Source organism: Streptomyces sp. Ag109_O5-1 (genome assembly GCF_003814875.1).
Lineage (GTDB): Bacteria > Actinomycetota > Actinomycetes > Streptomycetales > Streptomycetaceae > Streptomyces > Streptomyces sasae.
Window position 1 is genome coordinate 11198934 of the sequence record NZ_RKQF01000001.1, and the last position, 20122, is coordinate 11219055.

Below are 20122 nucleotides of genomic sequence, written 5' to 3' on the forward strand. Positions count from 1 at the left end.
TACGGGCCACCGGGTACCCGGCGCCGGTGTGGGCTACCAGTAGTGGCGTCGGCCGGCGACGGCGTGGCCGAGCGAGCCGAGGAGGAACAGGACCAGCCCGATCACGAGCAGGACGATCCCGATCGTCCACAGGAGGCCGATGTGGAAGACGAATCCGAGAACGAGGAGGATGATGCCGAGGGCGATCATCGCCTTCTCCTCTCTGTCTGGCCGAGGTGCCGGCCGCTGGTGGTGGGATGACGCCGGCCCGCTGGGTTTCCCTGCTGTCGCCGGGCGGGCTTTTCAGGTGGTCAGCAGGCGGTTGAAGAACGAGCGGTAGTGGCGCAGGGCCGTACGCAGGGCTTCGGTGTCGGCGTCCCCGCCTCGGGTCCACTGGTCTTCGAGCTCCTTCTTGTGCTCGTCGAACGTCGAGGCAAGCGTCTGCATGACGTTGGCGACCAGGCTGTCCGCGTCCTGCACTGCGTTGCGAGGGTCGTCGACGAACGCGGTCTGGATCTTCTCCCAGCGTTTGCGCAAGTCCTCCTCGTCCTGGGGCGTCAGCAGCTGCGGCATCTCGTCCGCGCCCCCGGCCCGTGCCGCCGTCACCGGGGTGACCGCGTCATCCGTCTCCGGCCCGATGCCGTTCACGTCGGCTCGTTCGTCGCCCTCGCCGGGGTACACCGGCGGCGAGGTGCTGTCCGGTGCCGTGCCGGTCGCGCGTGGCCGCGCGAGGTCCTCGGTGGACAGCCCGGTGTCGGTCGTGTGCGGTGTGTCGTTGCGTTCCATGTCGTCTCCGCCGGATTGCGCCCGCTCGGGTGTCAGGCCGTGGCATGGCGGCTCTGACCGCCGTCGAAGAGAAGTCCGTCGAACATCGCGCGGTAGTGCACCATGGCGCTGCGCAGCTGTTCGGTGGTGGCCTTGTGGCCTGTGCTCAACAGGTCGATCTCGTGTGCGGTCCGGTAGTGCTCAAGGGTGCGGCCGTGTTCCACGGAGAGATCCTTGAGCTGCTGGTCGTAGCTTCCGGTGGGATAACCGCGCGCCTCCATCAGCGACGTCACCAGCCGGTCCGCGTCGTGCACGGCGTCCTCGGGCCGGTCGACGAACTCATGCTGCGCGTCGTCCCAGTCCCGGCTGTAGCGCTCCCGGACATGGTCGGGCAGCGGCTTGATGTCGAGCTTGTCGTGTCGCTTCTCGCGCGTGCTGAGCTCGCGCTCCGCGGCCAGTCGGCTGTCCGCGCCGTCGACCGTCCGTTCGTACTCCGGGCCGAACCTCTCGCGCAGAGCCCTGCGCCGCTGGAAGAGGACCAGAGCCACGGCGATCAGTGCGACGACCACCACGATGGGAATGACGATCGCCAGAAGCGTACCGGTAGACATCGGACCGACCTCCTTTCCGATCTCTTGATGTCGTTCCGGGTACCCCTTCTGCTTCGAATATTCCAAGGCGACGAAAGAGTCTGAGCGAGCAGAGGCCCACGGGCATCCGGGATCCGTTGTACAGAGGACGTTTGGCGCGGCTGCTCGGGGTCACGCGTCTGGTGGGTCCCGCGAGACCACCGAAACAGAAGCCGACCTTTCTGCGCTCTTTTCCACGATCGTCTCGCGCAACGACTGCGAGGCCCGGCGAAAGGAGAAGTTTCATGACGGAGATCCACCACACCACCACGACCGACTCGGGCGCTCCGGTGGAGAGCGACGAACACTCACTGACCGTGGGACCCGGGGGGCCGATCCTCCTGCAGGACGCCTATCTGATCGAGCAGATGGCGCAGTTCAACCGAGAACGCATTCCCGAGCGCCAGCCGCATGCGAAGGGGAGCGGCGCCTTCGGTCACTTCGAGGTGACCCACGACGTCAGCGCCTACACCAAGGCCGCCCTCTTCCAGCCGGGCACCCGCACCGACCTGGTGGTCCGCTTCTCGACCGTGGCCGGCGAACGCGGCAGCCCGGACACCTGGCGCGACCCGCGTGGTTTCGCGGTGAAGTTCTACACCAGCGAGGGCAACTACGACATGGTCGGCAACAACACGCCGGTGTTCTTCGTCAAGGACCCGATGAAGTTCCAGCACTTCATCCGCTCCCAGAAGCGCCGCGCGGACAACAACCTGCGCGACCACGACATGCAGTGGGACTTCTGGACGCTCTCTCCGGAGTCCGCGCACCAGGTCACCTGGCTGATGGGCGACCGCGGCATCCCGCGCAGCTGGCGTCACATGAACGGCTACACCTCCCACACCTACATGTGGATCAACGCCTCCGGCGAGCGGTTCTGGGTGAAGTACCACTTCAAGACCGACCAGGGCATCGAGTGCTTCACCCAGCACGAGGGCGACCAGATGGCCGCCGTCGACACGGATTACCACATGCGGGATCTCTTCGAGCACATCCGTGACGGTGATTTCCCCAGCTGGACGCTGTATGTGCAGCTGATGCCGTACGAGGAGGCGGCGGGCTACCGGTTCAACCCGTTCGACCTGACCAAGGTGTGGCCGCACGGCGACTACCCGCTCCTCCCGGTCGGCCGGATGACGCTCGACCGCAACCCGACCGACAACCACGCCGAGATCGAGCAGGCGGCCTTCCAGCCGAACAACCTGGTCCCGGGTATCGGGCCGAGCCCGGACCGGATGCTGCTCGCCCGTCTCTTCTCGTACGCGGACGCGCATCGCCACCGCATCGGCGCCAACTACCAGCAGCTCCCCGTGAACGCCCCGATCACCGAAGTCTGTTCGTACTCCAAGGACGGGGCGATGGCCTACCGGAAGACATCCGATCCGGTCTACGCCCCGAACTCCAAGGGCGGCCCGGCGGCCGACGCCGCCCGTTACTCCCCGCCGAGCTGGGAGGCCGACGGCGAGATCGTCCGCGCGGCCTACGTCAGCCACCCCGAGGACGACGACTGGGGGCAGCCCGGCACGCTGGTGCGTGAGGTCATGGACGACGCGGCCCGTGACCGACTGGTCGACAACGTCGTGGGGCACCTCCTCGACGGGGTGAGCGAGCCCGTCCTGGAACGCGCCTTCACGTACTGGTCGAACATCGACGAAACCATCGGCAAACGCATCGCCGACGGCGTACGAGCGAAGCTCCATGAAAAGTAGGAGAATCTCATGAAGGTCCCCGGCGACAACGAAACACCTCCACCCGATGAGAAGACCCGGCAACGGTCCGCAGAGCAGCGGAATGTCACCGCACCCACACCGCGGGATGTCCGGGAAAAGGCCGAGAACAAGGACGAACCCGAATTCCCGGCCGGAGACAACAGCTGACCGCCGGTCGGGAATTCCGGGAGACGGGAAAGCCGCCGTGCGCCGGCGGCTTTTCCTGTGGCCGCATTTTCCTATGGCCGCAGCATGCGGTGCCGTGCGGCTGCGGCGGCCGCCGCCACCGTGAGTCCGGCGACGGCGAGTGCGTTGTGATGGCGGGAGGTCCATGGCTGTGGCGCACGCGATGCCGCGCGTTCGTCGAAACGGCCGTGCGCGCCGAAGTCCTCTCCGTCGGAACCGTCGAGCGGCTGCCAGAGGTTGCCGCGGTCACCCGGCGGCTTCGTCTCGTCGGTCATCTGGGAGTCGTAGCCGGTCCGGGCCAGGTAGCGGTCGAGGAGGCCGGGCATCACGGCGTTGGCAAGCAGCGTGCCCATGGTGCTCGCGCCGACCCAGTACTCACGCCGGCGCGGGTGATCGGCGGCGTACACGACCGCACGGGCGGCCAGTTCGGGCTGGTAGATCGGCGGAACCGGCTGCGGCCTACGTGGCATCCGGGCCAACGACCAGTCGAACTGCGGGGTGTTGAGAGCCGGCAGTTGGACCATGGTGACCGACGCTCCGCTGCCGTGGTGCAGGAGCTCACAGCGCACTGCCTCGTTCCAGCCCTGGATCGCGTGCTTGGCGCCGCAGTAGGCGGACTGCAAGGGGATGCCACGGTAGGCGAGTGCCGAGCCGACCTGTACGACGACGCCGCGGTCGCGCGGCAGCATCCGGCGCAGCGCGGCCCGTGTGCCGTAGACGTAACCGAGGTAGCAGACCTCGGTGACCCGGCGGAACTCGTCCGGCTCGATGTCTGTGAATTCCGCGAATACCGTGGTGAAGGCGTCGTTGACCCAGACGTCGATCGGGCCGAGTTCCCGTTCGACCTGCGCCGCCGCGTCCTCCACCGCGCGGGCGTCGGCCACGTCCGCCTCCAGCGGGAGCGCCGTACCGCCGGCCCGGCGTACCTCGTCCGCCGCCGCGTCCAGCCCCTTTCGGCCGCGTGCCACGAGTGCCACGCGGTCGCCCCGTGCGGCGAAGGCCCGAGCGGTGGCCCGCCCCACGCCTCCACTGGCTCCGGTGACCACGACGACCCGCGGGCCGTGCGACGTACGACCGGACCGTTGGAACATGGCTGCTGCCTCCGTTTCTCGCCGGTGTCACCGGTACGACGACCGGTGCGACTCCTTGCGGCGACGCGAGCAGTCACCTTGGAGTCCTGCCGGGCCTCGGCCTCGCGTTCGCCATCGTCGGGTGATCCGGCGGCCTGCACTGCCGAGGTGTACTTGCGGAGTAGCCCTCGGGCGCGTCGGGAAACCTTTCGCGGTGTTCTACGGACCGCATGCCACGCGGGCACGGTGACGGCGCGCTACACGGTCATGGCGACCAGCAGCACCGCCACCCCGACGGCGAGCCAGGCGACGTAGTCACCGAGGTGCCCCGAGTGCAGCCGCCGTAGCGGCACGATCACCCGCCGTCCCACACCCTCGCAGACCGCTGTGACCGGCCCCACCAGCGGTGACCGCAGAACGGGGCCCCATACCGCGACTGCGGCGAAGAGCACCGCCATGACGGTCGAGACGAGCCCGAGGAGCACGCCCTCGGTGTTCCAGCCGACGTCGGGCACCGGCGCGGACGGCCCCACGTGATGGCCGAATGCGGCGGCGGTGTAGGCGGTGCGGTCGGTGAACTGCCTGGCCGCGTGGGCGAGGGCGACACCGGGGCCGGGGAGCAGCCCGACGGCGAGAGCTGGGGCCAGCAGGACGGCGGGCACGGCCAGCATCGGGACGGGAATCCGGCGCCGCGGATCGCGGATCTCCGGTTCCTCGCCCCCGCCGGTGGTCTCCGGCCCGGCGTATCGCTCCCGCGGCCGGGGCCCGGCACCGGCGAAGATCCGGACGCCCGCGCGCAGCACGGCCCCGCCCGTGAGGGCCGACACGAACACGAACACCGCGGGCAGCCAAGGGAGTCGCTCCTGGCCGGAGTGTTCGACGACGGCCTTGCCCAGGCCCGTACCGAACGGCGGCAGACCGGCGAGCGCGAGACCGCCGACGGTGAACAGCGCCCCGACGAAGGGAAGTTCGCGGCCGCGCCGGTACAGCCCGTGCTCGTCGACGGAGCCGAACCGGTCCAGCAGCACGCCTGTCGTGGCGAACAGGGCCGCCTTCACCCCGGCGTGGGCGGCGACGTACAGGGCCACCCCAGCCGTGCCTGCGGGGGTGAGCAGTGCAACCCCGGCGAGGAAGAGGCCGACATGGCCGATGGTGGAGAAGGCGAGCAGGCGCTTGAGGTGCCGCTGCTGCCAGCACATCACGGCACCCACCAGGGCCGTCAGCACCCCGGCGGTGACGAACGTGGCGCGCAGATGGGGCTCTGCGATGCCGTGGGGTCCGGAGAACACGACCCAGTAGACGCGCGCGACGCCGTAGACGCCGAATTCCACCATGACCCCGGAGAGCAGCATGCACACCGGGGTCGGCGCGACGGAATGGGCATCGGGCAGCCAGAAGTGCAGCGGCACCACCGCCGCCTTGACCAGCAGGCCGGTGACGATCAGCACGAAGGCGACGGAGAGCAGGGCGTCGGGGCGGTGCCTCGTCAGCTGCACGCCGATCTGCGCGAAACCGAGCTCACCGGTGCGGGCGTACACCAGGCCGATGCCGAGCAACGAGCAGTACGCGCCGAGGGAGTTGACGACGCCGAAGACCAGGGCTCCCTGTACCGGCCGTGGATCCTCGATGCGATAGCCGGTGAGTGCGTAGGCGACCGCGCCCATCAGCTCGAAGAAGACGAACGTGTCGAACAGGTCGCCGGTCAGCGCGAACCCGACCATGCCCGCCTCGAAGAGAAGGAGGAGAGCGGGGAAGGTGCCCGCGTGCGCCACGGGCGGCTCGTCGAAGTAGCGCCAGGAGTAGACGACGACCGCGAGGACGAGCGCGCTGGTCAGCAGTGCGAGGCCGATACCGATCCGGTCGCCGACGAGCACGATGCCGACGCTCTCGCCATGCACCGGTGTCCAGCCGCCCAGCCACGACACACTGTGCCCGTCGCCGGTGCGCAGCCACAGCAGGACGAGGCCGGCGACCTCCAGCGCCGCCCAAACGGTGACCAGTGCGTCGATGGCCGGGCGCGGCAGCCGGCGTCCGGTGATCACGAGGACGACGGCGCCCAGCAGCGGGACGGCGACGGCGAGCGGCAGCAGATCGGCGGTGCGCACCATGCCCGGCCCGTCAGCCCCTCAGCCCGGTCAGCGCGTCCGGGTCGACCGTGCCGTGGCGCTTGCGGATCTGGATGGCCAGTGCCAGCAGCAGCGCCGTGACCGTGGCGCCCACGACGACGTCGGTGAGCGCGAGCGCCTGCACGACCGGGTCGACGGTGCGCGTGCGCAGGGGAGTGTCGGTGAAGTACGGCGCGATGCCGCCGCGCCGGTAGCCGACGGTGAGCAGCAGCACGTACGTCGACGACTGCGCCACGGCGAGACAGCCGACGGCGTGGACGATGTCCCGGCTGGTGACCATGCCGTACACACCGGCGAGGAAGATCCAGCCGGCGGTCAGGAAGGGCAGGACGGTCATGTACGTTCTCCCGAGCCGGAGTCCGTCTCCGACCTGACCTCTACGGCCTGGTCCAGGAAGGAGGCGAGCAGGACGATGATGCCGGAGCCGACCTCGATGCCGACCGCTGCGTTCAGCAGCGGCACCAGGCCGCCGGACGAGATCTCCCCGAAGGTGCCGAGCGGCAGCACGTTCTGGAGAAAGGCGGCGCCGGCGATCAGCCCCGCGAAACCCAGCGCCACGAACGCGCCCGCGCCGCAGGCGTCGGCCACGTCGAGCACGCCCAGCGGACGGATCCGTTTCAGTACGAGGTAGTCGGCGGCCACGTACACCATGTGCAGCCCGGTGGCCAGGATGACGCCGCCCTGGAAGCCGCCGCCCGGCGACAACTGGCCGTGCGCCACGATGTACACACCGGTCAGCAGCGTGAGCGGCACCATCACCAGGCCCAGCAGTCGGGTGCTGGGCAGGACCCGGCCCGCGCGCGGCCGGCCGACGCGCTCGTCGCGGGCATGGCGCAGCAGCGCAGTGGTCCCGAGCACCGAGGCGAACAGGATCGACTCCTCTCCGAGGGTGTCCAGGGCGCGCTGGTCGAAGTTGATCGACGAGACCACGTTGGCGGTGCGCTGCCGCAGGGACGCGGCCACCGCGCGGCTGCCGTAGGGGTGCACCGTCGTCCCGAAGTGCGGCAGTCCGGTGCAGGCGAGCGTGTACACCACGGCGAAGACGACGGCCGCGGCCCAGAACAGCCGGATGCGCGCGCTACGACTCATCGGTGCCCTCGGGCCCGCGCTTGTCCCGGTCGTGGTGCGACGCCGTGGCGCGGCGCACCTTCCGGACCGTCAGCAGGATCAGCAGCGGGGTGACCGCCGTACCGACGGCCAGTTGGGACAGCGCCACGTCCGGCGCCTGGAGCAGCGTGAACAGGACGGTGAGACACAGACCGAGAACGGCCAGCAGCACGGCCTGCCGCACCGGGTCGCGGGCGAGCGCCGCGGCGGTGGCACTCGCCGCCACCAGCACCAGTGCGACGGCGATCAGATACTCCTGCGCGGTCGCTGTGTTCATTGCGGGGAGTCCTCTCGCAGCAGACGTTCGTGCTGGGCCGTCGCCCTGCCGATCGCCATGGCGGTGACCGCCCCGCCGAACGCGACGATCACAGCGATGACCAGCAGCTTGAGGGCGGTGCGCCCCGGGCCGGTCTCGACCGCCATCGCGAGGGCGACGAGCGGCCCGCCGACGGTGGAGGCGGGGGTGAGGGCGTGCAGCCGCTGGAACGGCCCGGGCAGCACCACCAGGCCCACGGCCGAGAGCAGCAGTACACCAGTGCCGACGGCGAGCAGGACGAGCGCGCAGACATGACGAGCTGTCATCTCAGATATCCCCATGATTCTCTCGTGCCCCGGGAGTGTCGATCGACCGGCCACCGAGGAAACGGGCGAAGACCAGGGTCCCGGCGGGCCCCAGGACCGCCAGGACCAGGCCGAGATCGGTGAAGGAACCGCGGGCGAACCCCTGTGCCGTCAGCAGCAGGACGGCGGTGACGACGGTGGTCGCCAGGCTGAGCCCCGCCAGCCGCTCGACTGCCGTTCCCCTGCCGGCGGCCCACACGCACGGCGGCACACCCAGCGTCAACAGAATCGCCGTCGCGAGCAACCAGGCGTTCACCGGCGCGTACCTTCGGTGAGTACACCCTCCAGGCGCGTACGGTCATCGGTGAGGAAGTGGGCGACGACTGTCTGAGACTCCTGCGCCGCCTCTCGCGTTCCGTGTACGTCGACGACGTACGCGCCGGGAGTGGAGGACAGCAGGGCGCAGGCCCACGCCGCACCAGTACCGGGGGCCAGCGTCATCGACTTCAGGCTCCCCTCGGGCAAACGACCGCCGAGCGCACGCGCGGTGATCCACCACAGCCTGATCAGGTCGGCGAGAACCGCACCGGGCCAGGCGAGTACGGCCGCACCCCATCGCCGGGTGCCGCCGAGCCGGGCACCCGACGCCGTGTGGACGGCCCGCGCGGCGACCGCCGCGATCAACGCTCCTGCAGCGACCATGGCGAGTTCCAGGGCGGAGACAGTGCTGATGAACAGGATGTTGAGGACCGCCAGTACCACCCACCAGGCCAGCACCTCACCGAACGCAGTCAGCGCCATGCGCATCGCCCCTCCTCACCCCCGTGCGTCGTCGTCGCGGACCAGCAACGTGTACCGCGTACCGCCAACGCCATGCCCCACGCACGCCGGAGAACGCGACCCGTCAGGCCGAGCGTCACCGCGATGGCGCATCCTGCGCGGACGTGCGGACACGGCACACCATCGGGTGTCAACCGGATCGGTGGCGAAAGGGCGGCACATTTCTCCCACCTGTTCGTCCCGACTGACAGCCGCTATGCCGATTTACTGCCCAAGAGGGGGTACCCGGGATGGGTGCACTATTTCCCACGGCGGGAGGAGAGCGAACAGCGATTACCGGAGAGTGAAAGGCCAAGGGAAAGACGCCAGACGCGGCGGGCACGGCCACTACTGGGCGAATTCGCCCTTCGGGACCCGCTCCCTCGCGCCGTGACCCCCCGGACTTGGCGATAGGTGACTGACCTGCCGGTTCGTCGCCCTTCAGGACATCGCTGTGGGTCTTGGTCTCGGGAGGCGAGGAGATCATGGTGATACAGCATCCCGCCGAGAAGGGCAAAGGGAGATTCGAGCGCTTCGCCGAATCTGCCTCGAACATGACCAGCTCTCCGGTGTTCTACGGGTTCTGCCTACTGCTCGTCGCCTTTTTCATAGCCACGCACGTTGCGGGTCTGTCGGTTTCGCAGCAGATGCTGGCCAGTGATTTGATGACTTCCGTCACCTTGTTGCTGCTCGCGTTGTTGAAGAACTCGGAGCGACGGGCCGAGCGCGCTGTCCAACGAAAGCTTGATGCGATCGCCGCAGCGCTCCTGGAACAGGACGAGGGCGAGGCGCGCGAAGCTCAGGAGGATCTTCGGAGCGCCATCAGGATGGAGGAAGACCTCTGAGCCCCGGGCGTCTCCTGGACCAGGTGCTGGCCGAGTGGATGTGGGGCAGGGAACACGGCAGCTCGGCGCCACCATGTGCCGTTCGCCTTGGTTGACGTCTTCGTGGACGCGCCACTGGCCGGCAACCCGTTGGCCGTCATCGACGTGAGCCATCTCGACGACGATTCGCCCGTCGCATGGATGCAGAAGGTGGCGCGCGAGTTCAACCAGGCCGAAAGCACCGTCGTACGCCCGAAAGCCACTACGGGCAAGGATGTCGCGGCCCGACTGCGTTCCTTCACTGCAGGCGGAACCGAAGTCTTCGGAGCCGGCCACAACGCCTTGGGAGCATGGTGGTGGCTCTTCGAGACCGGCCGCGTGACGCGGCCGGACGATGGCGGCCGTGTCGCGCAGCAGATCGGCGACCGGGAATCGGACGTCCTTGTGCTTGGGGACACGCTCGGAATACCTGCGCCCTGAGGACGTCGACCTCTCCCTCCCCCGCGGAGCGTCGACACCGGTGTCAGTCATCGCCTCGTCGCGCTTCCGACGCCGCAGCGCTCATCCGTTGTGCGCCCGAGAAGGCCGCGTTGGTTCGAGTAGCACGCGAGTGCCACGCGCAGGGTCTCTACGCAGTGGTCATCGGCGACGAACGCTCCGTAACCAACGTGTCGGCACGACTCTGCAACCCCGGCTCCGGACCCGACGAGGACCCAGCTACCGGAAGCGCCGCAGGCCCATTGTGCGCCTGCCTGGACCACCTCGGCCTCCTCGGTGACTCAAAGCGGTTGACCATCGCACAAGGCGAGTTCATGGCCCGGCCCAGCGTCATCGACATCCATCTCGACCACAGTTCCCGGCCAGTGGTCACAGGCCGCTGCGCCACCTCTGCCGATGGTCAGTTGAGGGCGAGTTCGATGTGGTGAGGCGATCCGGTTTCCCACCGGCGGCCCGGAAGCATGACGAACACCGTCCTCGGCGTGCTGGTCGGCGGTGCGCTCCTGGGCTTCATCGGCGCTCGTGTCGCCAGGTGGGGCACCACGACCGCGGCCGAAGGCGGGAAAGCGGGGATGGCGCGTCCTCAGTAGCCGCCGAGGAGAGTGCGCATCCGGAGCAGGGCCTCCGGGCCGGCGCTGCTGTGCCAGCGGGACGGGTCGGCGGGGCGGCGGCCCCAGAGCAGCAGGACGCGTACGGCCGCGTCGCTCTCGATCGTCGCGGGACCCTCGGGGGCCGCGAGCCGGATGCCCCCTCCTTCGGCGTCGGCGGTGACCACGACGTCGTCCATGCCGGGGGTGCGTTGCCTGCCCTCGATCCGGCCTTCGGGGCCCAGGCCGAGGCCGACGCGCCCCTTCTCCAGGAGCGGGCGGCCGACCTGCACCACGCTGTGCTCCGTCATCCACGGCTCGGTGAGCGACTGCATCGCCGTGCGGTTGTCGCCGGTCAGGTCCCAGCCGTGCAGGATCAGCTCCTCCCGCATGTGTTCCGCGAAGAAGGGGACCTTCACCAGCCGCCCGGTCCACATCATCTCCGTGTCCGGGGACAGGTCCTGGGCGGCTGCCGCGGCCACCTCCGTCAGCTTCTCGCAGCGGCTCAGGAAGGCCGCCCACAACTCGGTGTCGGACAGCCGCCGGTACGGCTCCTCGCGATCGAAACCACGCGTCTCCACCGGCGCGCCGTCGAGGAACGCCTGGAGCACCCGGGCCAGTTCCTCGGCGTTGCCCGTCTGGTGGACGAGGACGTCCCGTACCGTCCATGCCTCGCACCAGGTGCCGTCATCGGGGCGCCGCGCCTGTACGGCGTGAACGAAGGGCGCCAGTTCGGGCAGGGTCTCCTCGACCCGGGAGGGAATCATGCGCCATGGGTAGCCTGCCGAGGTGCCGGCCAACCGGCGCCCGCGCCTGCGGGCCCCGAGAGCCTGGCCGCCAACGGTCGGCCTACGCTCTTCGCCGCGCGCTCCCGTCAGCTGTCGGCGCGCGCCGTGACGTCGTCCGCGACCCGTTTGTCGAGCGCGGATCGTACCAATCCAGCGGCGAGCGCCGGGTATTCATTCTTTTTGACCAGGCGGGCGATGGCGCTCGGGGACGTCGGTAGACCGAGCCGGGCCGCTCCCTGGAGGGCCTTGGAGTCGAAGTAAGGTGAGGCCTCAGGCCAAACACCCTGGGCTTCCCGCAGGAAGATGTCCGCCCCGGCGGGCCCGATGCCGGGGAGTTCGCGCAGCAGGCGCTTGCATTCGTCGACGTCGCCGCAGGCGGCGTCTCGGAGCTTGCGCAGGTCGCCGCCGTAGCGCTCCAGCAGCTGGTCGGCGGCCTCGCCGAGCTGGGTGGCGGTGCGCTCGTCGTACCGGCGGTAGTGGCCCTTGCCGAGGGCGTCCACACGCTGCTGCCAGGTGGCTTTGCTCATGCGCTTCGGGTTGCGCATCCCGTCGTCGAAGAGGGCGCGCGCGGCGTCCGTCGCCACGGACGCCCTGATCCGTGCGCTGAGCAGGTGGGCGAGCACCAGCAGTTGGTAGAGCGGCTGTGGCGTGTCGCGCAGTTTCACGCCGGCTTCTCGCGCGTAGGTCTGCCCGTGGCCGGTGAGCAGGGCGTCGGCCCTGGCCCGTTCCGTCGCGGTCGGCATGATTGCATCACTTCTTTCACCCGCTGCGGTCGTCCTCCACGAGTGCGTCGAGCCGCCGCCTGGCCGTAATGAGGGAACGGCGGCACCGGCCCAGGCCCTTCCAGGGATCGCCGACCTCCGCCAGGCGGTTCGGGAGAGTGCGCAGGGTCCAGTGCCGGGGGCCGAGTTCGGGGTCGTCGAGTTCGTTCCAGGTCAGCGGCGCCGCGACCGGCGCGTGCGGCCGGGCCCGCACGGCATAGGGGGCGACGGAGGTCTGGGCATAGGCGTTGCGCTGGACATCCAGGTAGAGACGGTCGCCTCGGTCGGCCTTGCGCGCGGCGGTGGTCAGCCGGTCCGGGTGGCGGGCGGCGAGCAGATCGGCGACGCGGCGGGCGAAGGCGCGTGCGGTGTCGAAGTCGGTGCGGCGGTTCATGAGTACTACCAGGTGCAGTCCGCGTGAGCCGGTGGTCATCACAGCCGGGCGTAGTCCCAGCCCGGTGAGCAGATCGCCGAGTTCGCGCGCAGCCCATCGGACGGTCTCGAAGGCGTCCGCGGTCGGCGGGTCGAGGTCGAATACCAGCCGGTCGGGCTGGTCGAGGCGGTCGGTGCGGCTGAGCCACGGGTGCGGCGTCAGGCACGCTTGGTTGGCCAGGTACGCGAGCGTGGCGGCATCGTCGCAGACGGCCATGTCGACCGTGCCGCTTTGTTCGGGCACCTGGCGGTGGTGGATCCAGCCGGGGAAGTAGTCCGGGAGGTCCTTGTGGAAGAAGGGCCGGCCGCCGTAGCCGTCGGGATACCGCTCCATGACCAAGGGACGGTCATGCAAGAAGGGCAGCATGACGCGTGCGACAGCTCGGTAGTAGTCGACGAGTTCGGCCTTGGTGATCCCCTCGTCAGGGAACAGCTCCTTGTCAGGGTTGGTCAGGGGCACCCGGCGCCTTCCGACCCGCACAGTCCCTTTCGTTGTCGCGTTCATCCACACCTCCTGGCACAACGGGTGGCCGCAGGAGAACGAGCCGCTGCCCCCGGTCCTTTCAGCGCACTTGAAAGGCAGAGGCGGAAACCGCCGGACCGGTCACTGTGCCCCCCCGCCGGGTGCCCGTCCGGCCATCGGGAAAACGACGACTGCCCTGTGCGTTTCCGGAGGCCGTGCTGCACCACGCCGGCGAGACGATCGCCGACCTCCCCGGGCCGCAACCTTTGGGGCAGGAGGTCGTCGCTCGGTGTGCGGGCGACTTGGTCTGGGCTGACGCTGATCCGAGCCCGATCCGTCCCGGTGGACACACAGAGGGTGTAGGCCAGATCCTGTAGGCGGGTGCAGGCGGGGCGTGAGCTTCGGCCGCGAGAGGCGTTACGTGTTCCTTCAACTCCGTGTATTGCGCACCCAGTGTCATATCCCTGTGCTGCATGACAGTACCGACGAAATTTACGCCACGGCAGCGAAGTGTGCCGGACGGCCGGAACGGCGAACCCGCCGCAAGAGACGTGCAGGACGCGAACTCTGGTCGGACACTGGAGGTCAGAGCGGCGGCTGACGGCGTACGGAACCAGGGCGCATGGCCATGATCCACGGCACGACACATTCCTCCGGTGCGACGGACTCCGTCTCCACGCGCTCCGTGTTCGGCGCGCCGTGCTGGGTGAGTCTGAGCAGCCGCGACCTCGACGCGACCCAGGACTTCTATGGGGCCGTGCTGGGCTGGCGGTGGCGCACCGCCCGACTCGGCGACCGCTTCCGGACCGCGCTGGCGGATGAGACACCCATTGCGGGGATCGCTGAGATGGCCACCGTGTGGCACATGGCCGTGGCCTGGACGCCGTACTTCGCCGTGGCGGACGCGGACGAGGCGGTCGGCCGCGTCCGGGAGCGTGGTGGAACCGTGGCCGTGGGGCCGATCTCTTTCCCTCCCGGAAGGGCGGCGCTGCTCGCGGACCGCGACGGTGCCCGCTTCGGGGTGTGGCAGGGGCAACTCGTCACCGAGTGGGAGGCATGGCGGCAGGCGGCGCCGACGTTCATCACCCTGCACACCCGGGACGCCTTCGACGCAGCCATCTTCTACGGCGAGGTCCTGGACTGGGCCTCGGACCTGCCCGGCTGTTGCGAGGTCGAGTACGCGGCAGGCGAAGTGCTGCTGCGTAGCCGGGGCCACGTCGTGGCCCGCATCGAGTCGGGCTCGGTGGAGGCACCACCCGATCCTTCTGTCCGGCCGCACTGGCAGGTCACCTTCGCCGTGGCCGACGTGGAACCGTGTGTCCAGGCGGCGGGGAAGTACGGCGGCAGTGTCCTGTACGAAGGCGAGCACGAGGCCGTGCTGCGCGATCCCGACGGCGCCCAGTTCACGGTGACCTCGCGTTGATCAGGATCTCCGGACTCGACCAGAGGTACACCTCCCCGGTGGTCTGCCTGTGGACGGACTGGAGATCGTCGGGAGTAACCGCGTGATCCCGGTCGTATCGTCTGCGGCTTGAGGCGGTGGTGTCAGCCGGCTTCGCCGCGCGGCGTGGCTCCGGTGGGGGCGGGAACGGTCGCACTCTGCTGGGTACGGCGGAAGTCGCCGGGAGTGGTGCCGGTGTGGCGGGTGAAGAACTTGCCGAAGTTGGTGGGTTCGGAGAAGCCCAGCCGGCGGGCGATGACGGCGACGGGTTCGTCGGTGTGGGCGAGAAGCCGCTGGGCCTGCAAGGCGACGCGGGCGTCGATGACGTGCTTGACGGGGCGCCCGGTGGCGGCCTGGCAGGCGCGGCTGAGGGTCTTGACGGTGTAGCCCAGGCGGTCGGCGTAGTCCTCGGCGCGTCGGGTCTTGGCGTAGGAGCGTTCCAGTTCGGCGTGGAAGCGGGCGTAGGTGTCGCCGCCGGCGTGCGGATCGGCGTGCGTGCCGGGGCGGGGGAGACGGTTGACGTGCAGCAGCAGCGCGGCCAGCAGCAGGCGCAGGATCTCGTGCGACGCACCGCCAGGGCGGTCGTACTCGGCGTGGAGCCGGGCGAGGAGGGCGGAGGCGGCGGCGTAGTCGGTACTGGTGTGCAGCTGCCAGCAGCTGGGTGCGGACCAGTCGTCGGAGAGGCGGGTGACGGCGGAGGTCGTTTCGGGGAAGGCGGGCGTGAACAGCAGGTGGGCGCCGTTCATCCGGCCGGGCGGGCCGAAGCGTTGCACCTGGCCGGGGCGGACCCACAGCAGTGTGCCGGGGCGGCACGGGTAGGTGACGAAGTCGATGGTGTGCTCTCCGCTGCCCTGCGTGACCAGGGTGAGGGAGTGGAAGTCGGCACGGTGCACTCCCTGGAGGCTGCCGTCCGTGACCCGGCGGTGCAGCGAGGCCAGATCGGTGACCTCGATGCCCGGGACCAGGGCGTGCGGCGGGTTGAACCCGAACCCGGGGATGGCGGCCGCACCGGTGTTGTTGTCCGCGTTTGACCATGCCATGTCTCCACCGTACCTCGCTGGCCTGCTGTTTTTCCCGAACAGTGGACGACGAGGCAGAACAGGGGTCGCATCCCATCAGCAGGAGGCATCATGAACGGCACGGTCACCGTCATCGACAAGGGCGCGGTGCGCATCCACAGCTACATGGCACCCGACGACAGCCTGAACGTCACCACCCACCTGATCGAGACCCCGGCGCGCATCGTGGCCGTGGACGCCCAGTACGCCCTGGCCTGCGCGGATGAGGTCGTGGCCTACGCGCAGGGCCTGGGCAAGCCGCTGGACCGGCTGATCATCACCCACGCCCACCCCGACCACTTCCACGGCGCCGCCCGCTTCGGCACCCTCGTGCACGCGCTTGCTGCGGTGCGCGACCAGATCGCCGCCCAGGGTGACGCCCAGGACCCCACCGGCGCAGTCATCCCGCTCGCCGATGTCACGCCGACGGTGGAGATCACGCCGGGGACGGAGGTCATCGACGGCATCCCGTTCGTCTGGGAGGCCCACCAAGGCGGCGAGGCCGCCGACGAGCTGGTGATCAAGCTCCCGGAGCAGGGCGTCCTGGTCGCGCAGGACCTCGTCTACCACGCCACGCACCTGTTCCTCGGCAACAACGACATCGCCGGCTGGACCAAGGCCGTCGCCGCGCTGGCCGCCGACACCGGCTACGACACCGTCCTCGCCGGGCACGGCCTGCCCGCCGGCCCCGAGGTCTTCGACCAGCTGCGCCACTACCTCGCCGACGCCGACGAGCTGCTCGGCGACGACGGCGAGGCGTACAAGCAGGCCATCACCGCGCGCTATCCCGCCTTCGGCGCCCCGTTCCTGATCGACATCGGCAACCAGTACCTCTTCGGCACCCAGAACGCCGAGAGCGCCTGACGCCCCCATCCCGTCCCGCACCAGCTACCGAAAGAGATCACAGCATGAGCAGGATCGTCGTGTTCGGCGCCGCCGGAAAGGCCGGCTCCCGCATCGTCGCCGAGGCCGCATCCCGCGGCCACCAGGTCACCGCCGTCGCCCGCACCCTCGATGCGCCGGTCACGTATCCGGACGGGGTCTACGTGGTGGCCGGGGACGTCACCGATCCGGAGACGGTCGCCGTCCTCGCCAAGGATGCCGACGTCCTGGTGCTGACCGTCGGCGGCCCGGACGCCGCCCTCTACACCGACGCCGTCGCAGCGGCAGCAGCGGCCGTCCGCGCCGCAGGCCCGGCCGGCCCGCGCATCATCCACATGGGCGGCGGCGCCGGCCTCCTCGACGAGCAGGGCGAGCGCTTCTTCGACACCCCGGGATTTCCGGAGGAGTTCAAGCCCTACGCCATCGGGCAGATCCGCGCGCTCGACGCCTACCTCGCCCTGGACGACAGCGTGACCTGGACCTATCTGTCCCCTCCTCCGGTCCACTTCGCCCCTGGCGAGCGCACCGGCCGCTACCGCTCCGGCCTGGACCACCCCGTCATCGGCGACGACGGCCAGGCCCGCATCTCCTACGAGGACTACGCCGCCGCCCTCGTGGACGAGATCGAAACTCCGCGCCACCTCAACCGACGCTTCACCGTCGGCTACTGACCCTCGTCCCGGACTGTTCCGGTGATGCTGGGGTGTTCGTGACAGAGACCGAGACCGCGGGCGGCCACCAGTACGGGCCCGGCTGGGAACAGCGTGGCCGACAGGCGCTCACCGATGCCGCGCGGTCGACCGGCGCTGCGTCCGCCGATCCCCCGGTCCCCGCGGTCTCGGAATCCACCGCCCCCGTCCCGCGGCGAGCGGCCTGATGGGTCGCCGGATCCGGGCCGGCGATGTTTGTACGGGGCACAGGCGTGCGGGTACGTCCAGCCACGGCAGCGCCTCCCAGGGCAGTGCCCCGATCAGGTCGGCCGCGTCCGCCCCGAGCATCTCTGCGGCCTCAGGCGTGACGAACGTGAACCGGCCGGTCACATCCAGCGCGCAGGCCCCGCCGGGAAGCCGGTCGATGAACGCGGCCAGCTCGTCCGTCCCGGCGGGCGGCACCCGCGCGCACGAAGGATGCAGCAGGATGCGCGGCTGGGAGGGCGGGCGTACGCGCTCCCTGCCCGCCCGCGCCAGCAGCTCGCCCAGTCGGCGGCAGCCCGCGTCGACGGCGGCGCGCTCGCCGGCACTGAGGCGCGGCGCGTGTCCACCCGGCCAGAGCAGCACCAGACCGCCGACGGGCACGCCATTTCCGGTCAGCGGCCGGGTTCCCCGAAGCAACCGGTCCACCCGTCCAGGGGGTCGGCACTGCCTGGGGCGACTGCGTGTGTGACCTCGGCGGGCAGGGAACCCGGCGGTCATGAACGCCGAGGAAGCGCTCCGGGGGTCGTACTGGACCGAGACCGCACCGGGTGAGCCCGCTGCCCCTCCGTCCTGGGATCTCACCGTCGAGGTCGCGGTGACCGGTGGCGGTGTCGTAGGGCTCAGCACCGCCTGGGAGCCGGCCCGGCGCGGCCACGAGGTGGCCGTACTGGAGGCAGACCGGATCGCCGCTGGAGTCACCGGCCACACGACGGCCAAACTGACCGCGCTGCACACCCTGATCTACGATCACCTGCGCCGCACCCGAGGCCGCGAGGGTGTACGGCTGTACGCCGACTCGCAGCCGGCGGCGATCCGCCGTGCCGCCGAGATCGCCGCCGACCTGGGCATCGAGTGTGAGTGGGAGGAGGCGGCGGCCTGCACCTACGCTGAAGGTGCCGGGCACGCCGCCCAGCTCCGGGCGGAAGCCGAGGCGGCGCGCGAGGCGGCCCTGCCGGAGTTCGTCACCGACACCGAGCTGACCTACCCGGTGGCCGGTGCGGTCCGGGTGACCGACGAGGCGCAGTTCCATCCGGTGAAGTACCTGCGCGCCCTCACCGACGAACTGCGCCTGCGCGGCGGCACCGTGTACGAGGGGACGCGCGTCACCGGTCTCACCGAAGGCGAATCCTGTGTCCTGAGGACCGACGTCCGCGTGGTGGTGCGGGCGCCCGAGGTCGTGGTCGCCACGCACTACCCGGCGGCCCGCAGCCGCTTCCCGGGCCTGACCCTCGCCCACCGCTGGGCCACTCAGGACCACGACTCCACCGACTCAGTACCCCTCGTCGGACCGCTCCACCCCGGCAGCCCGGCACACCTACGTGGCCACCGGCTTCGGCGGCTGGGGACTCAGCGGCGGCATCATGGCCGGTCTGCTGATCACCGGTCTCGTCGAGGGCCAGGAGGTGGCATGGGCGGGCCTGTACGACCGCGTCGACTGGGTTCCGTGGTCCGCGAAGGCGTGTCCTTCCTCAAGCATCAGGCCCACGTGGCCAAGCACTTCGTCGGGGACCGGCTCCCGCCCGTCACCGCACCCGCCCCGGAGGACCTCGCCCCCCGGAGACGGAGCGGTCCCGCGCGTGGGCGGGCACCAGTGCGCTGTCCACCGGGACGACAGCGGTCAGCTCCACGCCGTCTCGGCCCGCTGCACCCACCTCGGCTGCCTCGTCGCCTTCAACCACGCGGAGCAGGCATGGGAGTGCCCGTGCCACGGCTCCCGCTTCGCCCCCCGACGGTCGCATCCTCCAGGGTCCCGCAGTGCGGCCGCTGGAGAAACGAGAGGTCTGAGTGTCATGGAACAGGCAGCCCTGTTCGACGTGGACGGAACCCTCGTCGACACCAATCATCTGCACGTGGTCACCTGGTGGGAGGCGTTCCGCCGGGCCGGGCACCGGGTACCGACGCACGCCATCCACCGTGCGGTCGGGCTCGGTTCCGAGGATCTCGTCGCCCATCTGCTCGGCGAGGGCGAAGAATCAGCCCTGGCTCCCGGCGAGGCGGAGGACCTCAGCACCGCGCACAAGATCCTCTATGCGCAGTACTTCGAGCGGCTGACCGCGCTCCCGGACGCGGGCCGTCTGTTGCGAAGGCTGGCCGACGACGCCTGGACGGTCGTCCTCGCCACCTCGGCGAGCGACGACGAACTCTCCGCGCTGCGGCGGGCGATCGATGCGGACGACGCCATCAAGGCGACGGCGAGCGCAGACGACGTCTCCGAGGGCAAACCGGCTCCCGAGCCCGTCGAACGGGCGCTGGAACTGGCCGGCGTACCGGCGGAGCGTGCCGTCTTCGTGGGCGACACGGTGTGGGACATGCGGGCGGGCACCCGTGCGGGCGTGCGGTGCGTGGCGCTGCTGTGCGGCGGCATTCCCCGTGTGGACCTGCAGGAGGCCGGTGCCGACGCCGTCTTCGCCGACCCGGCCCAGCTGCTCGCCGAGCTGGCGCGCAGTCCGTTCGCCTGATGCCGTTGTCACGTCAGCCGCGCCGGGGAACCCGTGTGGCGCCGCCGGTTCATGGCAGGCCCATCCC

At 70.1% G+C, this 20122-nt stretch carries 27 protein-coding genes and 1 pseudogene; 11 read left to right on the forward strand and 17 right to left on the reverse strand.

The genetic code is table 11. The annotated features are described in order from the left end of the window. Positions 1 to 33: 33 nt before the first annotated feature. The 3 genes from EDD90_RS56090 to EDD90_RS51025 form a co-directional block, all read right to left on the reverse strand. The gene (locus tag EDD90_RS56090; RefSeq protein WP_185149524.1) at positions 34 to 189 is read right to left on the reverse strand and encodes a DUF6131 family protein; all 156 of its coding nucleotides are present in this window, start codon (positions 187 to 189) and stop codon (positions 34 to 36) included. A gap of 93 nt (positions 190 to 282) precedes the next feature. After that, positions 283 to 765: a hypothetical protein gene (locus EDD90_RS51020; protein WP_123980090.1), complete on the reverse strand. Its 483-nt coding sequence runs from the start codon at positions 763 to 765 to the stop codon at positions 283 to 285. A 32-nt stretch (positions 766 to 797) separates the two neighbouring features. Continuing rightward, positions 798 to 1355, reverse strand: a complete 558-nt coding sequence (locus tag EDD90_RS51025; protein ID WP_123980092.1) for a hypothetical protein — start codon at positions 1353 to 1355, stop codon at positions 798 to 800. Between the two features lie 263 nt (positions 1356 to 1618). Here EDD90_RS51025 and EDD90_RS51030 point away from each other — a divergent pair, with 263 nt between their 5' ends. Beyond that, complete coding sequence (locus EDD90_RS51030) at positions 1619 to 3079, forward strand: catalase (protein WP_123980094.1); 1461 nt, start codon at positions 1619 to 1621, stop codon at positions 3077 to 3079. Between the two features lie 9 nt (positions 3080 to 3088). Beyond that, complete coding sequence (locus tag EDD90_RS56095) at positions 3089 to 3247, forward strand: hypothetical protein (protein ID WP_185149525.1); 159 nt, start codon at positions 3089 to 3091, stop codon at positions 3245 to 3247. A 71-nt stretch (positions 3248 to 3318) separates the two neighbouring features. Here EDD90_RS56095 and EDD90_RS51035 read toward each other — a convergent pair whose 3' ends face one another. From EDD90_RS51035 to EDD90_RS51070, 8 genes are all read right to left on the reverse strand, one after another. Continuing rightward, entirely contained in the window at positions 3319 to 4356 is a 1038-nt protein-coding gene (locus EDD90_RS51035) for an SDR family oxidoreductase (RefSeq protein WP_123980096.1), read from the reverse strand. A gap of 236 nt (positions 4357 to 4592) precedes the next feature. Continuing rightward, complete coding sequence (locus tag EDD90_RS51040) at positions 4593 to 6443, reverse strand: complex I subunit 5 family protein (protein WP_123980098.1); 1851 nt, start codon at positions 6441 to 6443, stop codon at positions 4593 to 4595. Positions 6444 to 6453: 10 nt separating this feature from the next. After that, positions 6454 to 6798: a sodium:proton antiporter gene (locus EDD90_RS51045; RefSeq protein WP_123980100.1), complete on the reverse strand. Its 345-nt coding sequence runs from the start codon at positions 6796 to 6798 to the stop codon at positions 6454 to 6456. Beyond that, positions 6795 to 7550: an MnhB domain-containing protein gene (locus EDD90_RS51050; protein WP_123980102.1), complete on the reverse strand. Its 756-nt coding sequence runs from the start codon at positions 7548 to 7550 to the stop codon at positions 6795 to 6797. The genes EDD90_RS51045 and EDD90_RS51050 overlap by 4 nt, the downstream gene beginning before the upstream one ends. Then, positions 7540 to 7845: a DUF4040 domain-containing protein gene (locus EDD90_RS51055; RefSeq protein WP_123980104.1), complete on the reverse strand. Its 306-nt coding sequence runs from the start codon at positions 7843 to 7845 to the stop codon at positions 7540 to 7542. Before EDD90_RS51055 ends, EDD90_RS51050 begins: the two co-directional genes overlap by 11 nt. Then, complete coding sequence (locus EDD90_RS51060; RefSeq protein ID WP_185149526.1) at positions 7842 to 8150, reverse strand: monovalent cation/H(+) antiporter subunit G; 309 nt, start codon at positions 8148 to 8150, stop codon at positions 7842 to 7844. Before EDD90_RS51060 ends, EDD90_RS51055 begins: the two co-directional genes overlap by 4 nt. A 1-nt stretch (position 8151) precedes the next feature. Continuing rightward, a complete protein-coding gene (locus EDD90_RS51065; RefSeq protein WP_123980108.1) occupies positions 8152 to 8445 on the reverse strand; it encodes an MrpF/PhaF family protein in 294 nt (97 codons plus the stop codon). Continuing rightward, positions 8442 to 8930 carry a hypothetical protein gene (locus EDD90_RS51070; RefSeq protein ID WP_185149527.1) on the reverse strand — a complete coding sequence of 163 codons (489 nt, stop codon included), beginning with the start codon at positions 8928 to 8930 and terminating at the stop codon, positions 8442 to 8444. Before EDD90_RS51070 ends, EDD90_RS51065 begins: the two co-directional genes overlap by 4 nt. Positions 8931 to 9433: 503 nt before the next feature. Here EDD90_RS51070 and EDD90_RS51075 point away from each other — a divergent pair. The 4 genes from EDD90_RS51075 to EDD90_RS58140 all read left to right on the forward strand — a co-directional run bounded on the left by EDD90_RS51075 (position 9434) and on the right by EDD90_RS58140 (position 10860). After that, positions 9434 to 9793, forward strand: a complete 360-nt coding sequence (locus tag EDD90_RS51075; protein WP_123980112.1) for a low affinity iron permease family protein — start codon at positions 9434 to 9436, stop codon at positions 9791 to 9793. Positions 9794 to 9880: 87 nt separating this feature from the next. Beyond that, the gene (locus EDD90_RS58135) at positions 9881 to 10252 is read left to right on the forward strand and encodes a PhzF family phenazine biosynthesis protein (protein ID WP_260328600.1); all 372 of its coding nucleotides are present in this window, start codon (positions 9881 to 9883) and stop codon (positions 10250 to 10252) included. Further along, positions 10249 to 10698 carry a PhzF family phenazine biosynthesis protein gene (locus tag EDD90_RS59285; protein WP_398928809.1) on the forward strand — a complete coding sequence of 150 codons (450 nt, stop codon included), beginning with the start codon at positions 10249 to 10251 and terminating at the stop codon, positions 10696 to 10698. Before EDD90_RS58135 ends, EDD90_RS59285 begins: the two co-directional genes overlap by 4 nt. Positions 10699 to 10731: 33 nt before the next feature. Continuing rightward, positions 10732 to 10860, forward strand: a complete 129-nt coding sequence (locus EDD90_RS58140; protein ID WP_260328601.1) for a hypothetical protein — start codon at positions 10732 to 10734, stop codon at positions 10858 to 10860. Here EDD90_RS58140 and EDD90_RS51085 read toward each other — a convergent pair. From EDD90_RS51085 to EDD90_RS59290, 4 genes are all read right to left on the reverse strand, one after another. After that, a complete protein-coding gene (locus tag EDD90_RS51085; protein WP_221305165.1) occupies positions 10854 to 11624 on the reverse strand; it encodes a maleylpyruvate isomerase N-terminal domain-containing protein in 771 nt (256 codons plus the stop codon). The genes EDD90_RS58140 and EDD90_RS51085 overlap by 7 nt on opposite strands. Positions 11625 to 11731: 107 nt before the next feature. Continuing rightward, positions 11732 to 12388 carry an endonuclease gene (locus EDD90_RS51090; RefSeq protein ID WP_123980114.1) on the reverse strand — a complete coding sequence of 219 codons (657 nt, stop codon included), beginning with the start codon at positions 12386 to 12388 and terminating at the stop codon, positions 11732 to 11734. A 16-nt stretch (positions 12389 to 12404) separates the two neighbouring features. After that, entirely contained in the window at positions 12405 to 13343 is a 939-nt protein-coding gene (gene ligD / locus EDD90_RS51095) for a non-homologous end-joining DNA ligase (RefSeq protein ID WP_123980116.1), read from the reverse strand. Then, positions 13340 to 13948 (reverse strand): DUF5133 domain-containing protein, encoded by a 609-nt coding sequence (locus EDD90_RS59290; protein ID WP_123980118.1) that lies wholly within the window; start codon positions 13946 to 13948, stop codon positions 13340 to 13342. Before EDD90_RS59290 ends, ligD begins: the two co-directional genes overlap by 4 nt. Here EDD90_RS59290 and EDD90_RS51105 point away from each other — a divergent pair. After that, entirely contained in the window at positions 13930 to 14724 is a 795-nt protein-coding gene (locus tag EDD90_RS51105) for a VOC family protein (protein WP_185149684.1), read from the forward strand. The genes EDD90_RS59290 and EDD90_RS51105 overlap by 19 nt on opposite strands. A gap of 122 nt (positions 14725 to 14846) precedes the next feature. On the opposite strand, the gene EDD90_RS51110 is transcribed toward EDD90_RS51105, so the two are convergent. Next, positions 14847 to 15782 carry an AraC family transcriptional regulator gene (locus EDD90_RS51110; protein ID WP_123980122.1) on the reverse strand — a complete coding sequence of 312 codons (936 nt, stop codon included), beginning with the start codon at positions 15780 to 15782 and terminating at the stop codon, positions 14847 to 14849. Between the two features lie 90 nt (positions 15783 to 15872). On the opposite strand from EDD90_RS51110, the gene EDD90_RS51115 reads away from it, so the two are divergent. Together EDD90_RS51115 and EDD90_RS51120 are read left to right on the forward strand one after the other, a co-directional pair. Then, a complete protein-coding gene (locus EDD90_RS51115; protein ID WP_123980124.1) occupies positions 15873 to 16664 on the forward strand; it encodes an MBL fold metallo-hydrolase in 792 nt (263 codons plus the stop codon). 44 nt (positions 16665 to 16708) lie between these two features. Next, positions 16709 to 17353, forward strand: a complete 645-nt coding sequence (locus EDD90_RS51120) for an NAD(P)-dependent oxidoreductase (protein ID WP_123980126.1) — start codon at positions 16709 to 16711, stop codon at positions 17351 to 17353. Positions 17354 to 17461: 108 nt separating this feature from the next. Here EDD90_RS51120 and EDD90_RS51125 read toward each other — a convergent pair whose 3' ends face one another. After that, positions 17462 to 17977, reverse strand: coding sequence for a PAS domain-containing protein (locus EDD90_RS51125; RefSeq protein ID WP_260328602.1), 516 nt, complete (start codon positions 17975 to 17977; stop codon positions 17462 to 17464). Between the two features lie 115 nt (positions 17978 to 18092). Between EDD90_RS51125 and EDD90_RS51130 the strand changes: the two are divergent. Both EDD90_RS51130 and EDD90_RS51135 read left to right on the forward strand, forming a co-directional pair. Further along, positions 18093 to 19381: pseudogene (locus EDD90_RS51130) on the forward strand (FAD-dependent oxidoreductase). A gap of 5 nt (positions 19382 to 19386) precedes the next feature. Next, positions 19387 to 20055, forward strand: coding sequence for an HAD family hydrolase (locus tag EDD90_RS51135; protein ID WP_123980130.1), 669 nt, complete (start codon positions 19387 to 19389; stop codon positions 20053 to 20055). The last annotated feature ends 67 nt before the right edge of the window (positions 20056 to 20122 follow it).

Coding starts and splice junctions, on each gene's coding strand:
- EDD90_RS56090 (WP_185149524.1), bottom strand. CDS start 189: ATGATCGCCCTCGGCATCATCCTCCTCGTTCTCGGATTCGTCTTCCAC.
- EDD90_RS51020 (WP_123980090.1), bottom strand. CDS start 765: ATGGAACGCAACGACACACCGCACACGACCGACACCGGGCTGTCCACC.
- EDD90_RS51025 (WP_123980092.1), bottom strand. CDS start 1,355: ATGTCTACCGGTACGCTTCTGGCGATCGTCATTCCCATCGTGGTGGTC.
- EDD90_RS51030 (WP_123980094.1), top strand. CDS start 1,619: ATGACGGAGATCCACCACACCACCACGACCGACTCGGGCGCTCCGGTG.
- EDD90_RS56095 (WP_185149525.1), top strand. CDS start 3,089: ATGAAGGTCCCCGGCGACAACGAAACACCTCCACCCGATGAGAAGACC.
- EDD90_RS51035 (WP_123980096.1), bottom strand. CDS start 4,356: ATGTTCCAACGGTCCGGTCGTACGTCGCACGGCCCGCGGGTCGTCGTG.
- EDD90_RS51040 (WP_123980098.1), bottom strand. CDS start 6,443: ATGGTGCGCACCGCCGATCTGCTGCCGCTCGCCGTCGCCGTCCCGCTG.
- EDD90_RS51045 (WP_123980100.1), bottom strand. CDS start 6,798: ATGACCGTCCTGCCCTTCCTGACCGCCGGCTGGATCTTCCTCGCCGGT.
- EDD90_RS51050 (WP_123980102.1), bottom strand. CDS start 7,550: ATGAGTCGTAGCGCGCGCATCCGGCTGTTCTGGGCCGCGGCCGTCGTC.
- EDD90_RS51055 (WP_123980104.1), bottom strand. CDS start 7,845: ATGAACACAGCGACCGCGCAGGAGTATCTGATCGCCGTCGCACTGGTG.
- EDD90_RS51060 (WP_185149526.1), bottom strand. CDS start 8,150: ATGACAGCTCGTCATGTCTGCGCGCTCGTCCTGCTCGCCGTCGGCACT.
- EDD90_RS51070 (WP_185149527.1), bottom strand. CDS start 8,930: ATGGCGCTGACTGCGTTCGGTGAGGTGCTGGCCTGGTGGGTGGTACTG.
- EDD90_RS51075 (WP_123980112.1), top strand. CDS start 9,434: ATGGTGATACAGCATCCCGCCGAGAAGGGCAAAGGGAGATTCGAGCGC.
- EDD90_RS58140 (WP_260328601.1), top strand. CDS start 10,732: ATGACGAACACCGTCCTCGGCGTGCTGGTCGGCGGTGCGCTCCTGGGC.
- EDD90_RS51085 (WP_221305165.1), bottom strand. CDS start 11,624: ATGATTCCCTCCCGGGTCGAGGAGACCCTGCCCGAACTGGCGCCCTTC.
- EDD90_RS51090 (WP_123980114.1), bottom strand. CDS start 12,388: ATGCCGACCGCGACGGAACGGGCCAGGGCCGACGCCCTGCTCACCGGC.
- ligD (WP_123980116.1), bottom strand. CDS start 13,343: ATGAACGCGACAACGAAAGGGACTGTGCGGGTCGGAAGGCGCCGGGTG.
- EDD90_RS51105 (WP_185149684.1), top strand. CDS start 13,930: ATGATCCACGGCACGACACATTCCTCCGGTGCGACGGACTCCGTCTCC.
- EDD90_RS51110 (WP_123980122.1), bottom strand. CDS start 15,782: ATGGCATGGTCAAACGCGGACAACAACACCGGTGCGGCCGCCATCCCC.
- EDD90_RS51115 (WP_123980124.1), top strand. CDS start 15,873: ATGAACGGCACGGTCACCGTCATCGACAAGGGCGCGGTGCGCATCCAC.
- EDD90_RS51120 (WP_123980126.1), top strand. CDS start 16,709: ATGAGCAGGATCGTCGTGTTCGGCGCCGCCGGAAAGGCCGGCTCCCGC.
- EDD90_RS51135 (WP_123980130.1), top strand. CDS start 19,387: ATGGAACAGGCAGCCCTGTTCGACGTGGACGGAACCCTCGTCGACACC.